Here is an 18,062-nt window from a genome sequence, read left to right as displayed (position 1 = left end):
ATGAGCGGCGATATATTTTACGATCGGATTCCCCCGCAGAATCTAGAGGCCGAGCAGGCGGTACTCGGAGCGATTCTGCTGCAATCCGAAGCGCTTATTACGGCGATGGAGCGGGTCCGTACCGATGATTTCTACGACAAGCCCCATCAGTTGATCTATGAAGCGATGGTTCAGCTCGGCGAGGAAGGGCAGCCGATTGACCTGGTTACACTGACCTCTCGTTTGCAGGACCGGGGCGAACTGGAGGAGACCGGCGGGGTCAGCTATTTGGCCAAGCTGGCGCATGCGGTGCCTACGGCGGCGAACGTGGATTATTACGCGCGCATTATCGAAGAGAAGTCGATGCTGCGTCGTTTGATCCGGACCGCGACCCAGATCGTCAGCGATGGATATACCGGCGGAGAGGATGTCTCCGGCATGCTAAGCGATGCCGAGCGGCGCATTCTTGAAATTTCGAACCGCCGTTCCGGCAGCGGATTTATTGCCATTCGCGACGTGGTTATGGAAGTGTTCGAACGCGTTGAGCAGCTGCATCAGAATCGCGGGAATACGACCGGAATCCCTTCCGGCTTCGTCGATCTTGATAAGATGACGGCCGGTTTTCAACGGAACGATCTCATCATCGTGGCGGCCCGTCCATCCGTAGGTAAAACCGCCTTCGCACTGAATATCGCGCAAAATGTGGCGGTCCGCGCCAAAGAAACCGTCGCGATCTTCAGCCTGGAGATGTCCGCCGCCCAGTTGGTGCAGCGGATGATCTGCGCCGAAGCGAATCTCGACGCGGGAATTATGCGGACGGGTGACTTTAAGAACGATGACGATTGGGCGAAGCTGACGATGGGGATTGCGGCTTTGTCCGAGGCGGAAATCTACATTGACGATACGCCGGGCGTGACCGTGGCCGATATCCGGGCAAAATGCCGGCGGCTGAAGAAGGAGAGAGGGCTAGGCATGATCCTCATCGATTACCTTCAGCTGATTCACGGACGCGGGAAGCCGGGCGAGAACCGGCAGCAGGAAGTATCGGAAATTTCCCGTACGCTTAAACAGATTGCCCGTGAATTGGAAGTGCCGGTAATTGCTCTGTCCCAGCTCAGCCGGGGCGTTGAGCAGCGGCAGGATAAACGTCCGATGATGTCCGACCTTCGGGAATCCGGTTCGATCGAGCAGGATGCCGATATCGTAGCGTTCCTTTACCGGGACGACTACTACAACCAGGAAACCGAGAAGAAGAATATCATCGAGATTATTATCGCCAAACAGCGGAATGGACCGGTCGGGACCGTCGAGCTGGTCTTCCTGAAGAACTTTAACAAGTTCGCGAATTACGAGCGTGCGCATATGGACGCTTTTGCCGGGTAAGCTAATTTGACGGAAGCGATGCATATTCTGCTTGTTTTAAGTTCAGGTTTATAGCCATTATTCATCCATTTCCGAACAATCATGCAGGTGACTGTGTGATTGTTCGTTTTTAATTTGACTTTAAAAATGGGGACTGGTAAACTGATATTGCTGCTTTAGAGCAGTAAATGGCTTTGTCGCGTATGTCTATGAATTGTTCAAATACAGGTGCGAGGGCACCAGGCGGGGGAATGTACATGTCAACGGTAGTCGTTGTAGGTACCCAATGGGGAGACGAAGGTAAAGGTAAAATCACGGATTATCTGGCGGAGAGCGCCGAAGTGGTGGCCCGTTATCAAGGCGGCAACAACGCCGGTCACACCATTCTTATCGACGGCAAGAAGTACAAACTCAGCCTGATCCCATCGGGCGTGTTTTATTCGGATAAGAAGTGTGTTATCGGTAACGGCATGGTTGTAAATCCGGCCGCGCTGATTCAAGAAATCAACTATATTCACGAAAATGGCTTCAGTACGAAGAATCTGGTCATCAGCGACCGTGCGCATGTCATCATGCCTTATCACATGGTGCTGGATGCGCTGGAGGAAGATCGTAAGGGACCGAACAAAATTGGAACAACCCGTAAAGGGATCGGCCCGGCTTATATGGATAAAGCGGCTCGCAGCGGCATCCGGATCGCGGATCTGATGGATGCGGAAGAGTTCGAGCTGAAGCTGCGCCATTTGATGAACGAGAAGAACCATGTCATTCAGCAAGTTTACGGTTCGGAGCCGCTGGATGTGGAAGAGATTCTGAAGCAATACCTGGAGTATGCGGAAGTTCTTCGTCCGTACGTCACGGATACTTCAGTCGTGCTTAACGATGCGATCGATGCGAAGCAAAAGGTTCTGTTCGAAGGCGCGCAAGGCGTCATGCTGGACATCGACCAAGGGACTTATCCGTTTGTAACGTCCTCCAACCCGTCGGCTGGCGGCGTGTGCATCGGGTCCGGTGTGGGACCTTCGAAGATCGATCAGGTCATCGGGGTAGCGAAGTCGTATACGACACGTGTCGGCGACGGACCGTTCCCGACGGAACTGCACGATGAAATCGGTGATTTCATTCGGGAAACCGGCCATGAGTACGGCACGGTTACAGGGCGTCCGCGCCGCGTTGGCTGGTTCGACAGCGTCGTGGTCCGTCATGCTCGCCGCGTCAGCGGGTTGACCGGCCTCTCGCTGAACTCGCTGGACGTATTGACCGGTTTGAAGACGGTCAAGATCTGCACCGGCTATAAATACCGGGGCGAAGTGATCACGCATTATCCGGCCAGCCTGAAAATGCTCGCCGAGTGCGAAGCGATCTACGAGGAGCTTCCGGGCTGGTCCGAAGATATCAGCGGCGCGAAGACGCTGGAAGATCTGCCTGAAACGACCCGCAATTACGTGAAGCGCGTATCCGAGTTGACAGGCATTCCAATCGCCATCTTCTCGGTTGGCCGCAACCGCAGCCAGACTAACCAAGTACTGCCGATCTACGAGTAAGGTAGTTAGAACCGCCTCAGGGATTAAATTCCCTGGGGCGGTTTTTGTATTTTTGGATAAGCTTGGTGGTGTCGGCATGATGGATATTGGCATGATGGATGGTTTAGCTTGATGGATGGTAGCTTGATGGGTGGTGCGAGTCTGGCAGAGTTACTAGGAGGGGAAAATTAGCTGTAGAACCTGCATCTAATTTTGGAGAATCGGGCTAATTGGGGCATTTAGATGTAAAACCTGCAGTTAATTTCGCTCCTTTTGCTTCTACTAGCCGAAAAGGAGGAAATTAGATGTATGTTTTCCATTTATTTGTTGTGAATTCGAAGAAAGAAGAGAAATAGATGTAGGTTTTACAGTTACTTTATATTTAGGGATTACATTCGCAACCGTAGCCGTAGCCGTACCCAAACCCAAACCCAAACCCAAACCCAAACCCAAACCCAAACCCAAACCCAAACCCAAACCCAAACCCAAACCCAAACCCAAACCCAAATCTCCATTCACACCCATCCCCATTCACATCCGCACCCGCACTCACATCCGCACCCGCACTCACATTCGCATCTACCACATCCACATCCATACCAACACCCACATCCGCACTCGAACTCGCACTCGCATCGACCATATCCACCCCCACCTCGCACCCGCACTCACATTCGGGCATCCACCACATTCGCCCCCACCACTTTCACACCCACACCCGATCCACACCCGATCCACTACTTGTATGGCGATTCTATTTCATGAGGTTGAAACTTCCTTTCTGCGTCCATACTGGAAATTAGGAGAATAGATTGCCGGCCTGGCCGGCAGGCAGAAGGAGGAAGCCGCATGAAATGGATCGGATGGCTGGCGAAGCTGGTTATAACGGTAGTTACGGTAAGTATGCTGACGGTGATGACCACGGGTTACGTGGTGAATACGTATATACAGTCGCTGCTTGGAAGCTATAATTTGCCTATTGCGGGTAAGGCGCCTACCCTGGGCGGAATGATGAAGGGGATGTTTGGGTTTGGAGGAGATGATAAGGACAAAAAAGAGGCGGAAGGCGGAGGGACCGACGTAACTAGTGGAATTGGTGACACCGACGGAACTAGTGCAACCGGAGGGACTGGCGGATCCAGAGGGATGGACGACTCGGAGGGGGGCTCCGGGAGAGCCGGAACTGGAGCTAATGGAGCCAATAATGGAACTTCCGGATTTGAAGCTGGCAAAGGGAGTGAAGGCACCGATGGATCAACCGGTGTTGCCGGTATTCCCGACGGCGGCCAGAAGGATGCAGACGCTCAGACCGGCGGCTCCGGCGGGGAGGAAGCCCCTGAGGACGCCTTATCCGTGATGGGAGGCATCTCCTCGAACTCTGGATCATCCGGTAGCCAGGAAGCCCTTGGCCAGGACCAGCAGGTAGTGGTGACCCCGGACGAAATGGTGGCCAAGAAAGACGAACTTTCGGATAAGGATAAGGAAGAAGTATTCGCTATTTTGATGTCGAAGCTGCCGCAGGCTGAAATGCAGAAGATGACGGAGGCCATGGAGGAAGGGCTGACGGAATCGGAGATGATTGAAATTGAGCAAATTTTATCCAAATACCTGGACAAGACGGAATACAGTAAGATGATGAAGATTCTAAACAGCTAAATAACTTCTATTTTTATTACAGTAAAGCGATGACATTCACAGGATTGTTAAAATATACCTTAACCCGGAAAAGTCGATAAAACGCCTTGAACCTTTGCCACAAGGGGGTTCTGGGCGTTTTTGGCATTGGTTGAAATCATTAACCTGGCTATGTTAAAGTAAACAATAGCGGTAAAAGGTTAAAATTTTGAAACCATTTTATGTCGTATTTAGTCGAATGGGAAAAGGAGATCAGCATGAGAGGTTTCAGGGGGATACGTTGGCAGCTGTGGCGCAAGGGTCAGAACCCGGCGCAGACGATGAATCACGGCCGTCCGGAAAACGATCAAGAGATGTCCGAACTACACACGGAAAACGAAGGTAAGGGTGGAAGCCGCCGGTCTAAACCACGTATGATCGCCATAAGCGCGATTGCAGCCCTGGTAGCTGCAGGCGGGATCTATCTGGCGGGGCAGCAGTATGTGGAGGCCAATATGGTGTCCTACTATCGGGTTTACGTCGCAGGCAAAGAAGTTGGAACGATCGCTAATGAGGAACAATTGCAGGCTCTTTTCAAACAAAAGGAGCAAGAATATAACGAAAAATACCCGCAGGTAGAGATGGCGGTACATACCGAAGGTATCACTACGGTTGAGGAAAAAGCGTATAAGGCAAAGGTAAGTGACGATGAGACGTTGAACACGCTCAGCGGCATGCTTACGGGATACGCCAAAGGCATAGAGCTGAAGGTTGACGGCAAAACGATCGGTATCGTCAAGGATCAGGCTACGGCCGATGCCGTACTGGAGCAAATTAAAGGCAAGTACGCCCCGCAAGCGAAGGCCGTGGCGGCCTCGGCCTCGACGACTTTTGCATCCAAGGTGAAGAAGACCGGCGGACTCCAACAGCAGCAGACTTCCGCAAATACGGCAAAGGAATCGGATCCTATGCTGGAATCGGTAGACATTAAAGAAGATGTCGCCACTGAGACCATCGATACGGACCCGAACAAGGTTCTGGACGTGAATGAAGCGGTGGCCCGTATTTTGGAGGGTGACGAAGCTGCTATTACGTATGCGGTCCGGGAAGGGGACACGATCTCTTCCATTGCGGCCCGTTTCGGTATTACCCAAAAGGAACTGTTCAGCAACAATCCGGGCGTGAAGGAATTGACGCTGCAAATCGGCACGGAGCTGAAGATCAATGCCGTACAGCCGGCGTTGACGGTAAAAACGGTGGAACGCGTATCCGAGCAAATCGTGACGGAACCTCAAGTCATCGTTCGCAAGAGCGCGGACATGAGGTCCGGTCAGTCCAAGGTAATCTCCTTGGGCGAGAGCGGACTTAAGACGATGAAGTACCGCTTGACGAAGGAGAACGGCGAGGTTGTGGCAGAAGAGTGGCTCGGACAAGAGGTCGTCAAAGAGTCGCAGCCGAAAATTGTGGTCAAAGGCACCAAAGTTGTGCTGGGCGAAGGCTCGGGTGATTTTGCCTGGCCTGTATCCGGAGCGACCTTGACCAGCAGTTACGGCAAACGTTGGGGCAAAACGCATAAAGGCCTCGATATGGTCTCCTCCAGCCGTAACATTCTTGCCTCCGATGATGGTGTAGTCACCTTTGCTGGAACCAAGTCCGGTTACGGCAATTGCATCATCATCAATCACAAGAACGGATACGAAACATTGTACGGACACTTGAGCAAAATCAGTGTGAAGAAGGGCGATGTCGTCGAGAAAGGTACCAAAATTGGCGTCATGGGTAACACCGGCCGTTCGACAGGAACGCATCTTCACTTCGAAATTCACAAGAACGGAAGTGTCCAAAACCCGTCGAAGTATCTGTAAACCATAATTAGGTTGCATTACATGAACGAACCCGGCCTTAGGCCGGGTTTTTGATTTGGACAGAATTCAATAATGGATACTAAATCTCTCTGAAATTCCCTATAGCCAAATCTATTGAGGTTATGTAGGGCGGGGCCAGGTATGGTAAGATAGAGTAAGATTCGGCCAAGGCCTGAAAGTTTGGGGTGAACATAAAGCATGCAAGGTAAAATTCTGGTCGTTGACGATGAACGGCCCATCGCGGATATTTTGAAATTTAATCTGGAAAAAGAGGGCTATGAAGTCATTCTCGCTTTTGACGGGATCGAAGCGGTGGAGCTGGCGTATTCGGAGCAGCCGGACTTGATCCTGCTTGACCTGATGCTGCCCGGCAAGGACGGCATGGACGTCTGCAGGGATGTTAGGGCCAAGCTGCAAACCCCGATCATTATGCTGACAGCCAAGGACGGAGAGATCGACAAGGTGCTGGGTCTCGAGTTCGGCGCGGATGACTATGTTACCAAACCGTTCAGCACGCGCGAGCTGCTGGCCCGGGTGAAGGCGCAAATGCGCAGGCAGCAGAAGCCTGTCGCGCAGGAAGGGCCTGAGGAACGGCAGGGCATCAGTTTGTTTGAACTTTTTATTGATACCGATACGTATACGGCTTCGAAAAATGGGGACCCGCTTGATCTGACCCACCGGGAATTTGAGCTGGTTCATTATCTGGTGAAGAATGCCGGGAAGGTCATGACCCGGGAGCACCTGCTGCAAGCGGTGTGGGGGTTCGAATATTTTGGGGACGTGCGGACGGTCGACGTGACCATTCGCCGGTTACGCGAGAAAATCGAGAAGGACCCGAGCAAGCCGGAATACATTTTGACCCGGCGCGGCCTCGGCTATATGATGCGAAGCTCCAAGGCGGGTGGGTTCTAGCATGAAGCTGCCCTCCTTTTTCCGCACCATCCAGGCAAAGCTGATCATCATCTATGTGCTGCTGATCCTGATCGCGATGCAGCTGATCGGGGTCTATTTCGTGAGCGCGATGAAAACGTCGCTGACGAGCAATTTCACGAAGGAATTGCAGGAACGTGCGGAGCTGCTCTCCGTGCTGGCGGCACAGAACCTAGGGGTGACCGGGGATTCGGCGGAAGAATCGCTGGAGAACCTGCGCGTGCTGGTGAACAATCTGTTCAACATCAACGGTGCGGAAATACAGGTGCTGGACGCCAGCGGCAAGGTGCTTACGACGTCCAAACCGTCGCATGCCGATTATGTCGGCACGAAGAATACGCAGACCGTAGTCAACCGGGCCTTGCAAGGGATCCGGGACAACGAGGAATACATTATTGACGAAGATAATATCCGCAAGAAAGTCGTGGCCAAGCCGGTCGTCAACGATGGCAAAATCGTAGGTGCGATCTACATCGCCGCCTCGATGAACGAGCTGTACGATACGATGGAGCGGATTAATAATATTTTTATTTCGGGAATATTGCTGGCGCTCGGTTTGACGGCGGTGCTGGGCGTCATTCTGGCGCACACGATCACTTCGCCGATCAAGGAGTTGACCCGGCGGGCGACGGCGGTGGCGGAAGGCGAGTTCCACCAGAAGATGCCGGTGCTCGGCAATGACGAGATCGGGCAGCTTAGCAAAGCTTTTAACTATATGACAAGCCGTCTTCGCGACGCGCTGGCGCAGAATGAAGAGGAGAAGGAGAAGCTGGCTTCGATTCTCACCAATATGAGCGACGGCGTTATCGCTACCGATGATACCGGGACGGTCATTCTGATGAATCGCCGGGCGAGCGAAATGCTCCGGATCAATGGGGAATTGGATGGAGGTACCGACATCATCTCGCTGCTGCATCTGACCCCGGAAGAACGCGAGATCTTGAAGCAGGGGACGATGCATTCCACGATCCTGGAGAACGAAACGCCGGAGGGGGACACCTTCCTGATCCGCGTCACATTTACCCCGATCCACCGGCGGGAAATCGGGATTGTCGGGACGATCGCGGTGCTCCAGGACGTTACGGAACAGGAGCAGCTGGAAGCGTCCCGGCGGGAGTTTGTGGCGAATGTATCGCATGAGCTTCGCACGCCGTTGACTACGATCAAGAGCTATACTGAAGCGCTGGAGGACGGTGCTATGGAGGACCCGGAATTGGGTCCGAAATTTGCCTCCGTCATCCAGAACCAGACCGAGCGAATGATCCGCCTCGTCACCGATCTGCTGCATCTGTCGCGGTTAGACTCCAAGGAAGCGCAGCTGCGTAAGCAGCCGGTCTCCGTGATGGAGATGCTGGAAGAGGTGACGGACCGGTTTTCTTTTCAGATGCAGGAAAAAGGCATCAAGCCAACGTTTTTCGTCGGCAACGGCGTAGGCTCCGCCTGGGTGGACCGAGATCAAATCGACCAGGTACTGGACAATCTGATCTCCAATGCGATGAAATATACGCCGGAGGGCGGCACGATCGCTATCGAGGCCAGGTTGACCGATGACGGCGCGCTGGCGATTTCGGTACAGGATGACGGGATCGGAATCCCGAAGAAGGACCTGGACCGGATTTTCGAACGTTTTTACCGGGTCGACAAGGCTCGTTCGCGGAATATGGGCGGGACAGGCCTTGGCCTATCCATTGCCCGGGAAATTGTTAAAGCGCATGGCGGGACGATCTCTTTACAGTCGGATTTGGGCAAAGGCACCAAGGTGACCTTTATGCTGCCGCGGCATGAACAAGGAGGCGACGGTCAGTGAAGGAACGGGTAAAATCGCTGATGCTCGCACTTCTGGTTCTATGCAGCCTGGTGCAGAGCTACTTTCTCATCTATCGGCTGCCGGGCAGCGACCCGGTCGTCAAAACCGAAAGCGACTATATCAAGACAGAGAATATGGGGCAGAGTGCGGAGGCCGAAGACATGCTGTTTCCGTCCCAGATTGCCGTGCATTTGGGCGAGGACCGGCACACGGTATTTTATCCGGACTCGGCTTTCTATAACTTGATCTATTCCCGGCTGAAAGGACGGCAGTTCGATGGATTCCAGCGCTATGGAGTGGAAAACATCAATTGGACCGAGATCCGCAGCCGCCATACGGGGATAGAGCTGCAGTTCGGCGACGGGATGCCGGTGGCGTTGCTGCAAAAGGTGATGCAGATCGCTCCTGATCCGCTGTTCGAAGGGGAAAGCATCAGCCGGGTGCTGATATACAATTCCGAAAATGAGGATCAGGTGCGGGTGTTCTTTTTCAGCTCGCAGGGCGATGTCGTGTATGAAGCGACCAAAGCCGATTTGACGGTGCAGGATGTCCGGCAACAGGTCGATTTCGGCAAGGATTGGGTGCCTTACACCCTGGTCAACGGGTATTACATTCCCGAGAAGCCGGTCCGCATGGTGGAGACGGGGTTGGAGATAGGCCTTTTTTCCACGGATCAGATGCAGAGCAGCTTATTCTCTGATCCGAGTATCACCCGGTATATCCGCGAAAAAGACGGCTCCGAGATTTATACGGACAGTAAGCGGAGCTTGCAGGTACGGCAGGACCGGAACTGGATCAATTATACCGACCCGGCCGCACCGGCGGCGGGCGAGAACAATCCGGGGCGGAACGTACTGTCCGGCGTTGACTTTGTCAATCAGCACGGCGGATGGAACGGCCAATACCGGCTGAAGAAGACTGCGGACACGGGCGGAGAAGAACATACCGTAGTGTTTCAGCAATATTACGGGGAAGGACAGTTCGGCGCTTTTCCGATTATCGATATCTCGTCGTTCCACTATGGAGAGATTACGCTGGAGATGCGGATGGGCACCATTACGGGCTACGAGCGCTCGCTGATCTACTCCACCGGCGAGTTCTGGGAGAAAACGATGGTTGAGCTGTCCAGCGGGGACGAATTACGCGAGCAGCTTGCCAGACTGGAGAAAGAGTCAGAAATCGTCAGCTTGTATCCGGCGTACCTTCCTTCGCTCTCCAAAGAAGGATTGCAATTGAAGCCGATCTGGGCAGTCGAGCTCAAAAACGGAGCTACACGCATGCTGTTTTGAACCAATAGAACCATTCGGAGGTGAGAACATGGATTGGGGCCGGGCAAAAAACGTGCTGATTTACGCATTTTTGCTGCTAAATCTGGTGCTGGGTTATCAGCTGTGGAATGACTTGCAGGAGCAGGCGGATTCCAATCCGGATTTCACCTCCCTGGAGAGCAGTATTCAGAAATCAATGGACGATAAACGGATCCGGGTGTTGGCTAAAATTCCGACCGAGACGCCGGAGCTGTCAAAAATATCTTACCGCTTCGTAAATGGCGGCGAACAGGGCGGGGAGCTGGTTGACCTGCCGGTTCCGGTGGACAGTAAGCTGATTTATACGCCGAAGGAATTGGCGAATGCGCTGAAGACAAGCCTGCCGAATATCGGGGATTACCGTTATGACGAGGCGGCAAGCCGGGCGGGGGAATTCATGATGCTTCATCCGCTGGTCGACGGAAAATGGCCGCTGTTCAAGATTGAGCTGAAGCTATACTACAGCAATCAGAAGATCATTTCCTACCGGGAGCAAGTCATCGAAATCGGCGGCTCGGAAGGCGAGAAGAAACAGCGGGTGCTGTCCGCATCCAAGGCACTTGGGAATTTAATCGAGAACTTCCTGCCGGAAGGCTCGGTCGTGACGGAAATCGAGCTGGGTTATTACGGGGAAGTGTTCAACTCGGACGCGCATCTGCCGGCGGCCCCGGCGTGGAGGTTTATTTTGGAAAGCGGCAAGGAGTATTATGTACAAGGCATCAGTGGGGACGTAATTAGTCCGAACACAGAGAAAACAAAGGAGTAGTGCGAATCATGGGATTGAGATTTACGGTGTTGTCGAGCGGGTCGACGGGGAATGCGACGGTAGTGGCCAATGGGGAAACGACGCTGATGATCGACGCCGGCTTCAGCTGCCGCCGGATTGACGAGCTGCTGTCGGAGCGTGAAGTATCGGGTCAGGAATTGAGCGGCATTCTGGTGACGCATGAGCATTCGGATCATATTAAAGGTCTCGGAGCGGTGGCGAGAAAATATAATCTGCCCGTGTATGCCAACGAGAAGACATGGAGCGCGATGGAAAAAGCGGTCGGCCAGATCCCGGACGAGAACCGCCGCGTACTGGGCACAGGCGAGGCACGGGATTTCGGATCGCTTCGAGTGGAATCGTTCGCGATCTCGCACGATGCGGCGGAGCCGGTGGGCTACTGCTTCTATGACGGCAAGGAAAAGCTGAGCGTCTGCACCGACCTAGGCTATGCCAGCGACAAGGTCAAAGCGGCGATCGCGGACTCCGACGTGCTGGTGTTGGAAGCAAACCACGACATCGAGATGCTGCGCATGGGGCGCTATCCTTGGAATATCAAGCGGCGCATACTCGGCGATATGGGCCACTTGTCCAATGAAGCCACGGGCGAATTGCTCAGTGAGCTGATGAACGGGCGGATCAAGCGGACGTATCTGGCTCACCTCAGCCGTGAGCATAACATGATGGATTTGGCCCGCATGGCCGTACGGGGTTCTATGGAGGACCGCGGCTGCTTCTATAAGGACAGCGAGTTCAAGCTGCGGGATACGTACTATGACCGACCTACACCGTGGGATAAGGTGGCGGAGTTATAAACCGGTCCAACTCGGCGGCCTTTTGTTCGATTTCTTGACGGGTAAGAATCCCTTTCTCAATCAATAGTTCCATGATCGCGCTGAGCGTTACCAACTGGTGGTAATGCTCTTCTTTCATATCCGCAAGTTTTGCAAGCATATTAACCTCATTCATCGGCGTGGAAAATTGTGAATTCATGCTGGATTGGGCCTCCTTTGTATTCAACAAAAATTAGGGGAATTGCGCCTCGATTTCCCGAAAATTCCCTAAAAGGAAAATGCACCTGAAACCTCCGGGTATGGTAGAATAAATCTATCAATCTAGCGCTTTATTATTAGTGTAGTCCGGCATGGGCATAAACATTCCTGCAGAATGAAAACAGCAAGAAAAAATCTTTCATGGTAGGCAACATCCAGCCGTTTCATTACGTTAAGATAGTAAAGAGTTGAACGGGAATATGGCTTTGCCGTCGCGGCATAGAGTGAATTGTGCAGCGGCTTCCGGGTAATAAAGGATACAGACCAATGGAGCATCAGGACCGGGGCAGTCCATGGAGGGAGAGAAACGGGATGGGATTGTTTGATGATGATTTTTACTCTACAAAGGTGTCGAGACGGCAGCTTCGCAGAAGTTCGGACAGCGCTCAGCGCTGGCAGGGCAACAACAGGAGGAACGGTTGGTCCACGTTGCAGATCTCGCTGGTTTCTTCCATCCTTAGTGCGGTAGTCGCCGTACTGCTGTTTAGTTTGATTACCGGGCTCCCCTCAGCCTCCAATCGCGCCGGCGCGAACGGCAATGCCGCGGCGCTTGGGGAAGGCGATCCTTTTGACCGGATCAGCACAGCGGCGGCCAAGGTGGCTCCAGCTGTGGTGAGCATCCTGAATCACAGCGAGCTATCCGATGACCCCAAGCAGGCTGCATTAGGTTCAGGCGTAATCTATAAAAAGGATAAAGGGAAGGCGTACATCATCACCAATACGCATGTCATCTCGGGTGCGGACAATTTGGAAGTGGTGACGAGTGACGGAGACTCACGGAAGGCCACGGTAATTGGCCAAGATTCCATCAACGACATTGCGGTGCTGGAAGTGGATGACAAGGGTATTAACTCCGTTATCGATCTGGGCGATTCCAAGAAGCTGCGTCCCGGCGAGACGGTGATCGCGGTCGGCAATCCGCTGGGTCTGGGCGGCACGCTTACTTCAGGCATCGTCAGTTACACGAGCCGGCTGATTCCGATTTCGCTGAGTCAGGACGGTGTGTATGACTGGGAGCAGGAAGTGATTCAGACCGACGCGGCCATTAACGAAGGCAACAGCGGCGGAGCGCTTGTCGATCTGAACGGCCGGTTGATCGGTATTAATACGATGAAGATCGCCGATACGGGTGTTGAAGGGCTCGGATTTGCGATTCCGGTCAACGAGGTCATGAAGACGGTAGACGATCTGATGTTGTACGGCAAGGTCGTTCGTCCTTATCTTGGCGTTTATTCGCTGGATCTGAACAATCCGTATGCGGAAATGACCGAGGAGCAGCGGACGGACCTGAAATTACCGAGCCATGTGACCGAGGGTATCATCGTGCTGGAAGCTCATGGCCCTGCGAAGGACGCGGGCTTGAAGCTGAACGATGTCATCACTCAGCTCGACAAGCAGCCGATCAGCTCCACGCTGGAGCTGCGGAGATATATGTACGAGGACAAGAAGATCGGCGAGGATATGGAGATTACCTTCTACCGGGACGGTAAGCCACAAACCGTGACCGTTAAGCTTGCGGATAAACCGTCCGAAGCGGAATTAGATGCTGAGGTTGAAGAGAAATAGAAACAGAAACAGAAACAGAAACAGAATAGATGAACCAACAAGGGTCCTTTTACATGAGCAGTCGTTGCATAAGCGCGTCGTCTGAAATGTAAGGGGATTTTTTTTGTATGGAGGCGGGCGAGGTATATGTGTTTTGTCCTCCTTTTGGGTGGACACTTTTGGATTTTGTCCTCGGAGCACGGACAAATGAAGTTCGGGATGTGTTCGGGATGCCTTTGGGGCGTCATTACCGGGGGAATTAAGACTCTTGTTAGGCGTGTAAGCAGGGGCTAGTGCGTGTAAGAGTTAGGCGTTAGGGTAAAGAGTTAAGTATAGATGTAAAGCAAAATAGCAAAGAGCAAAGAGCAAAGAGCAAAGTGCAAAGGGCAAAGAGTGAAAAGCAAAAAGCAAAAAGCAAAAAGCAAAGAATAAAGAGCAAAGAGCAAAGAACAAAGAACAAAGGGCATAAGGGCATAAGGGCAAAGAGTAAGGGCAAGGGCAAAGAGTAAGGAGTAAAGAGTAAAGAGCGATGCAAGGGAAGTCGAGTCATGGTGTTTATAAAATACATAAGATATGGTACAGGGGCTTCTTGGGAAGGGAGAGGATTAGTGATGAATTCTCTGTTTGCGGGAAAGAGTAGAGCGGGTATGCTGCAGGCGATGACGCAGGCGCCGCTGGATTTGCTGGTGATCGGCGGGGGGATTACAGGCGCCGGGATTGTGCTGGACGCGGCGGCGCGGGGGATGCGGGCCGGGCTGGTGGAGATGCAGGATTTTGCGGCCGGGACGTCGAGCCGGTCGACGAAGCTGGTGCATGGCGGGCTGCGATACTTGAAGCAGCTCGAGATCGGGGTGGTGGCGGAGGTCGGACGTGAGCGTGCGATCGTGTACGAGAACGGTCCGCATGTGACGACACCGGAATGGATGCTGCTGCCGATCTACAAGGGCGGCACGTTTGGCAGGCTCAGCACGTCGGTGGGCCTGCGGGTGTACGACCTGCTCGCCGGGGTGAAACGGGGCGAGCGGCGGTCGATGTTGTCGGCGGAAGACGCGTTAGCGAAGGAGCCGTTGCTGCGCCGCGAAGGGCTGCTCGGCGGCGGCTACTATGTCGAGTACCGCACTGACGACGCGCGGCTGACGATTGAGGTGTTGAAGGCCGCCGTGGCGCAAGGGGCGATGGCGGTCAATTATGCGAAGGCGACCGAGTTCCGTTATGAGGACGGCCGGGTGGTCGGTGCAGCGGTGCGGGATCGGATCGGCGGTGAGACTTACGAGCTGCGGGCTCGGAAGGTCGTGAATGCCGCCGGACCGTGGGTCGACACGCTGCGCGAATGGGATGGGTCCAAGCAGGGCAAAATGCTGCAGTTGACCAAGGGCGTGCACCTGGTGATCGACCAGGGGCGGTTTCCTTTGCGGCAGGCGGTGTATTTTGATACGCCGGATGGGCGGATGATTTTTGCGATTCCACGGGAGGGCAAGACCTACGTCGGTACGACGGACACGGTGTATCAAGGCGATATCGCCCATCCGCGCATGAACGCGGAAGATCGCCAATATGTGATCGATGCGATCAACGGAATGTTTCCTTCGCTTGGGATCACGGCGGTGGACGTGGAATCGAGCTGGGCGGGCGTTCGGCCTTTGATCTATGAGGAAGGGAAATCGCCATCGGAGATTTCGCGCCGGGATGAGATCTGGCAGTCGGACTCCGGCCTGATTACGATGGCGGGCGGTAAGCTGACGGGCTACCGTAAAATGGCCGAGACGGTCGTTGACCGGGTAGCCGCCCAGTTAGGGCGTGAACATGGTCTCCGCTTCCATGCCTGTACGACAAAGCATTTGCCCATATCGGGAGGGCATGTGGGGGGCGGGGAGGATTTTTATGGATATGTGCAGACCAAGAGCACAGAAGCCGAGGAGCTTGGCCTTCCGCGGGAGCTGGGCGCGGCATGGGCGATGAAGTATGGCTCAAACGCGGGCCAGTTGATGGCGATCGCCAGCGAGATGCAGCGGACGGCTAATAAGGGATTGGGAAAAAGCGCGGTGAAGCCGGAGCCGGAGGTAGAGGGGCGAAGCGGTTCCGTTAAGTCGGAGGTGGAAGAAACGGGCCGGAGTGGTTCGGTGGCAGAAGAGGCGGAAGTGAAGGCTGAAGCCGGGGGAGAGTCTTTTGTTAAAGGGGAGGCACGGCCTGTGGCCGGGTCTGACGCGCTGCCGCTGGAGGTGGCGGTTCCACTGAAGTACGCTCTGGATGAGGAGATGGTGGTGACGCCGGGGGACTTTTTTATCCGAAGAACGGGTTCGTTGCTGTTTGATATCGCTTGGGCGCGCAGGTGGAAGGAGCCGGTGATCGCTTATATGGCGGGCTATTTCGGGTGGTCGGCGGAGGAGAAGGCGCGTCATGCCGATGAACTGGAGCGGGCGCTGACGGAGGCGGTGGAGCCGGAGCAGGCGGGGCAATTGGGTGAAGGATAGGCGAATGGTTAGCTTGGAAGGTTGATTGAGGCGGCAAGCGATAGCGGGTACAATGGTAAGGAATGGCGACGAGGGGCAGATTGTTTGGTTATAAGTGATCTGTGCGGTTCCTTTTTGGGGCGGAGTATGGTAGAACAGATAAAGGACAACCTGTTAATACGGAGCGCGCCGCGGGAGCGGTAGGGAAAGGATGCTTGGTGTATGTATGTAGTTTGCAAAGATCATGTGGAGCTGGCGATCGATATGTTTGTGGATGAGTTTGAGGAGGCCCCGGATGTCGTCGATTTGGAGCACACGAAGTTCATCGATTGGGAACCGCCGGTGAAATGCGAGCATTGCGATCATGAGGCGAAATTTTTGATCGTGTAAGGAAGGTTGTTTGGTTTGGCGTTATGGGATTCGGGGACGGCTGATTTCATGCTGCTGAATTTCAAACGAAGGCCGGGTTTGGTCGTGTGCCGGCTGGCAGGAATGGTCGGTGGCCGTGAATCGGGAGTGATTCTGAAGATGCGCGTCTGCGATAAATGGGATGGGTACGTGTGTTTTTGTTTGGGATTGCTTGTGCTAGTTATAGGAGTGAGTGGATCATCGGCTAGGGCTTAGCCCGGGGTCCGGGGCTGGCAGCGAGGCGCTGAAGTGAGGTTTGGGTGCTTGGTGCGTGGAGTTTTATGCTGACCTTGAAGAAAGAAAATGCTGATGCTTTGCTGCGAATGAGGAAGTGCTGAGGGCTTTGGCCAGGGTGCGATGCTTTCGGAGAATAGAAAAGTTCGGTGAGGCGGTTTTCTCGACCAGAGCGGGGGAAAGCGGCCTTTTTGCATAGATGGCGGAAATTCGATAGATAGATGGAGGATACGGAGATGTTTATTCAAATTATTGCGGTCGGCAAGTTGAAGGAGAAGTTTTTGGTGCAGGGCATTGCAGAGTACGCAAAGCGGCTGGGCCCGTATGTGAAGTTCCAAGTTATCGAGGTACCCGACGAGAAGGCGCCGGAGACGATGAGTGAGGCGGAGGTATTGCAGGTGAAGGCGCGAGAGGGCGAGCGCATTTTGGGTTTGGTGAAGAGCGATGCTCATGTCATCGCTCTGGAAGTTGGCGGCGAGCTGTGGAGCTCGGAAGAGCTCGCCGCTGCGATTGACAGGCTCGGCACGTATGGGACGAGCCATGTCGTGTTTGTGATCGGCGGGAGCCATGGGCTCGCCGATGCCGTGATTAGCCGCGCGCAGCAGCGGCTGTCTTTTGGGCGCATGACGCTGCCCCATCAGCTCATGCGGCTGGTGCTGGTAGAGCAAATTTATCGGGCAGTGAAGATAAATCGGGGGGAACCGTATCACAAATAGTGGTAAAGCAGAAGCAAGAGATTATGATTGATAAATTCTTTATAGATAAGATTGCAGTTTCCTAAACTGCAGGTCGTACGTTCGAATCGTATCGGGCGCGCCAACCCTTATAAATCAAGGCTTTTCGGGTTTTTAGAACATGAAAGCCACCCAACAGTCTAGTGTGATTTTGGGATAGACTGTTGGACTATTTTGAGGCAAAATGTGCGATAACCCTCCGTTGGCGACAAACCAATTGGAGGGTTATTTTTATGTCCAGAATATCGTTTCGTGGCAAGAAGCAGATTATGTCCCGTGAGGGAAGCTCCAAGTCAAATCAAAACATTACCTTGAAAGAACTCCACGCTATCTTTATAACCGCCAAACGAGCCGAAGGATTGCGTGATAGCACGCTCAAAGAACATACCAGTCATTTTCAATACTTCACCACATGGCTTGAAAATAACGAACATACTTCTTTTCTGAACGAGCGAACCTAATATCACTACAATCAGAGCTTATATT

17 protein-coding genes are annotated in these 18,062 nt (G+C 53.6%); 15 read left to right on the top strand and 2 right to left on the bottom strand.

Translation table 11 applies throughout. From position 1 onward, the window contains the following. On the top strand, positions 1 to 1,362 hold the full coding sequence (dnaB, locus tag NYE70_RS17965) for a replicative DNA helicase (RefSeq protein ID WP_211025828.1): 1,362 nt from the start codon (positions 1 to 3) through the stop codon (positions 1,360 to 1,362). A 236-nt stretch (positions 1,363 to 1,598) separates the two neighbouring features. After that, positions 1,599 to 2,885, top strand: coding sequence for an adenylosuccinate synthase (locus tag NYE70_RS17960; protein ID WP_213653306.1), 1,287 nt, complete (start codon positions 1,599 to 1,601; stop codon positions 2,883 to 2,885). 261 nt (positions 2,886 to 3,146) lie between these two features. Here the strand turns inward: NYE70_RS17960 and NYE70_RS17955 are convergent, their stop codons facing one another. Continuing rightward, positions 3,147 to 3,389, bottom strand: a complete 243-nt coding sequence (locus tag NYE70_RS17955; protein WP_341047261.1) for a hypothetical protein — start codon at positions 3,387 to 3,389, stop codon at positions 3,147 to 3,149. Between the two features lie 324 nt (positions 3,390 to 3,713). Here NYE70_RS17955 and NYE70_RS17950 point away from each other — a divergent pair, with 324 nt between their 5' ends. From NYE70_RS17950 to NYE70_RS17920, 7 genes are all read left to right on the top strand, one after another. Continuing rightward, positions 3,714 to 4,520, top strand: a complete 807-nt coding sequence (locus NYE70_RS17950; RefSeq protein ID WP_341047258.1) for a hypothetical protein — start codon at positions 3,714 to 3,716, stop codon at positions 4,518 to 4,520. Positions 4,521 to 4,756: 236 nt separating this feature from the next. Next, positions 4,757 to 6,343 carry a peptidoglycan DD-metalloendopeptidase family protein gene (locus NYE70_RS17945; RefSeq protein ID WP_341047256.1) on the top strand — a complete coding sequence of 529 codons (1,587 nt, stop codon included), beginning with the start codon at positions 4,757 to 4,759 and terminating at the stop codon, positions 6,341 to 6,343. 198 nt (positions 6,344 to 6,541) lie between these two features. Then, entirely contained in the window at positions 6,542 to 7,255 is a 714-nt protein-coding gene (gene yycF / locus NYE70_RS17940; protein WP_341047255.1) for a response regulator YycF, read from the top strand. A gap of 1 nt (position 7,256) precedes the next feature. Then, positions 7,257 to 9,080: a cell wall metabolism sensor histidine kinase WalK gene (gene walK, locus NYE70_RS17935; protein WP_290406424.1), complete on the top strand. Its 1,824-nt coding sequence runs from the start codon at positions 7,257 to 7,259 to the stop codon at positions 9,078 to 9,080. Then, positions 9,077 to 10,369 (top strand): YycH family regulatory protein, encoded by a 1,293-nt coding sequence (locus NYE70_RS17930; RefSeq protein ID WP_341047251.1) that lies wholly within the window; start codon positions 9,077 to 9,079, stop codon positions 10,367 to 10,369. Before walK ends, NYE70_RS17930 begins: the two co-directional genes overlap by 4 nt. 28 nt (positions 10,370 to 10,397) lie before the next feature. Next, entirely contained in the window at positions 10,398 to 11,153 is a 756-nt protein-coding gene (yycI, locus tag NYE70_RS17925) for a two-component system regulatory protein YycI (protein ID WP_211024413.1), read from the top strand. An 8-nt stretch (positions 11,154 to 11,161) separates the two neighbouring features. Beyond that, the gene (locus NYE70_RS17920; protein WP_211024415.1) at positions 11,162 to 11,968 is read left to right on the top strand and encodes an MBL fold metallo-hydrolase; all 807 of its coding nucleotides are present in this window, start codon (positions 11,162 to 11,164) and stop codon (positions 11,966 to 11,968) included. Here NYE70_RS17920 and NYE70_RS17915 read toward each other — a convergent pair. Beyond that, complete coding sequence (locus tag NYE70_RS17915; RefSeq protein WP_211024417.1) at positions 11,937 to 12,146, bottom strand: hypothetical protein; 210 nt, start codon at positions 12,144 to 12,146, stop codon at positions 11,937 to 11,939. The genes NYE70_RS17920 and NYE70_RS17915 overlap by 32 nt on opposite strands. A gap of 371 nt (positions 12,147 to 12,517) precedes the next feature. Here NYE70_RS17915 and NYE70_RS17910 point away from each other — a divergent pair, with 371 nt between their 5' ends. The 6 genes from NYE70_RS17910 (at position 12,518) to NYE70_RS17885 (ending at position 18,037) form a co-directional block, all read left to right on the top strand. Then, positions 12,518 to 13,771, top strand: a complete 1,254-nt coding sequence (locus NYE70_RS17910) for a S1C family serine protease (RefSeq protein WP_341047629.1) — start codon at positions 12,518 to 12,520, stop codon at positions 13,769 to 13,771. Between the two features lie 590 nt (positions 13,772 to 14,361). Beyond that, positions 14,362 to 16,221 carry a glycerol-3-phosphate dehydrogenase/oxidase gene (locus NYE70_RS17905; protein ID WP_341047249.1) on the top strand — a complete coding sequence of 620 codons (1,860 nt, stop codon included), beginning with the start codon at positions 14,362 to 14,364 and terminating at the stop codon, positions 16,219 to 16,221. Positions 16,222 to 16,422: 201 nt separating this feature from the next. Beyond that, positions 16,423 to 16,590 carry a CxxH/CxxC protein gene (locus tag NYE70_RS17900; protein WP_213653314.1) on the top strand — a complete coding sequence of 56 codons (168 nt, stop codon included), beginning with the start codon at positions 16,423 to 16,425 and terminating at the stop codon, positions 16,588 to 16,590. 15 nt (positions 16,591 to 16,605) lie between these two features. Then, positions 16,606 to 16,824: a hypothetical protein gene (locus tag NYE70_RS17895; RefSeq protein WP_341047247.1), complete on the top strand. Its 219-nt coding sequence runs from the start codon at positions 16,606 to 16,608 to the stop codon at positions 16,822 to 16,824. A 254-nt stretch (positions 16,825 to 17,078) separates the two neighbouring features. Next, positions 17,079 to 17,558 carry a 23S rRNA (pseudouridine(1915)-N(3))-methyltransferase RlmH gene (rlmH, locus tag NYE70_RS17890; RefSeq protein ID WP_341047246.1) on the top strand — a complete coding sequence of 160 codons (480 nt, stop codon included), beginning with the start codon at positions 17,079 to 17,081 and terminating at the stop codon, positions 17,556 to 17,558. A gap of 251 nt (positions 17,559 to 17,809) precedes the next feature. Further along, positions 17,810 to 18,037, top strand: coding sequence for a hypothetical protein (locus tag NYE70_RS17885; RefSeq protein WP_341047244.1), 228 nt, complete (start codon positions 17,810 to 17,812; stop codon positions 18,035 to 18,037). Positions 18,038 to 18,062: the final 25 nt, after the last annotated feature.

Origin of the sequence: Paenibacillus sp. FSL R5-0407 (genome assembly GCF_038009185.1) — a bacterium.
GTDB classification, from domain to species: Bacteria; Bacillota; Bacilli; order Paenibacillales; family Paenibacillaceae; genus Fontibacillus; species Fontibacillus vini.
Note: the sequence above shows the minus strand (reverse complement) of the source record. Positions and strands in the feature narration are given on the sequence as shown.

Bases quoted from the DNA above. Each gene is read 5' to 3' on its own strand.
- dnaB (WP_211025828.1), top strand. From the start codon at position 1: ATGAGCGGCGATATATTTTACGATCGGATTCCCCCGCAGAATCTAGAG.
- NYE70_RS17960 (WP_213653306.1), top strand. From the start codon at position 1,599: ATGTCAACGGTAGTCGTTGTAGGTACCCAATGGGGAGACGAAGGTAAA.
- NYE70_RS17955 (WP_341047261.1), bottom strand. From the start codon at position 3,389: ATGGGTGTGAATGGAGATTTGGGTTTGGGTTTGGGTTTGGGTTTGGGT.
- NYE70_RS17950 (WP_341047258.1), top strand. From the start codon at position 3,714: ATGAAATGGATCGGATGGCTGGCGAAGCTGGTTATAACGGTAGTTACG.
- NYE70_RS17945 (WP_341047256.1), top strand. From the start codon at position 4,757: ATGAGAGGTTTCAGGGGGATACGTTGGCAGCTGTGGCGCAAGGGTCAG.
- yycF (WP_341047255.1), top strand. From the start codon at position 6,542: ATGCAAGGTAAAATTCTGGTCGTTGACGATGAACGGCCCATCGCGGAT.
- walK (WP_290406424.1), top strand. From the start codon at position 7,257: ATGAAGCTGCCCTCCTTTTTCCGCACCATCCAGGCAAAGCTGATCATC.
- yycI (WP_211024413.1), top strand. From the start codon at position 10,398: ATGGATTGGGGCCGGGCAAAAAACGTGCTGATTTACGCATTTTTGCTG.
- NYE70_RS17920 (WP_211024415.1), top strand. From the start codon at position 11,162: ATGGGATTGAGATTTACGGTGTTGTCGAGCGGGTCGACGGGGAATGCG.
- NYE70_RS17915 (WP_211024417.1), bottom strand. From the start codon at position 12,146: ATGAATTCACAATTTTCCACGCCGATGAATGAGGTTAATATGCTTGCA.
- NYE70_RS17910 (WP_341047629.1), top strand. From the start codon at position 12,518: ATGGGATTGTTTGATGATGATTTTTACTCTACAAAGGTGTCGAGACGG.
- NYE70_RS17905 (WP_341047249.1), top strand. From the start codon at position 14,362: ATGAATTCTCTGTTTGCGGGAAAGAGTAGAGCGGGTATGCTGCAGGCG.
- NYE70_RS17900 (WP_213653314.1), top strand. From the start codon at position 16,423: ATGTATGTAGTTTGCAAAGATCATGTGGAGCTGGCGATCGATATGTTT.
- rlmH (WP_341047246.1), top strand. From the start codon at position 17,079: ATGTTTATTCAAATTATTGCGGTCGGCAAGTTGAAGGAGAAGTTTTTG.
- NYE70_RS17885 (WP_341047244.1), top strand. From the start codon at position 17,810: ATGTCCAGAATATCGTTTCGTGGCAAGAAGCAGATTATGTCCCGTGAG.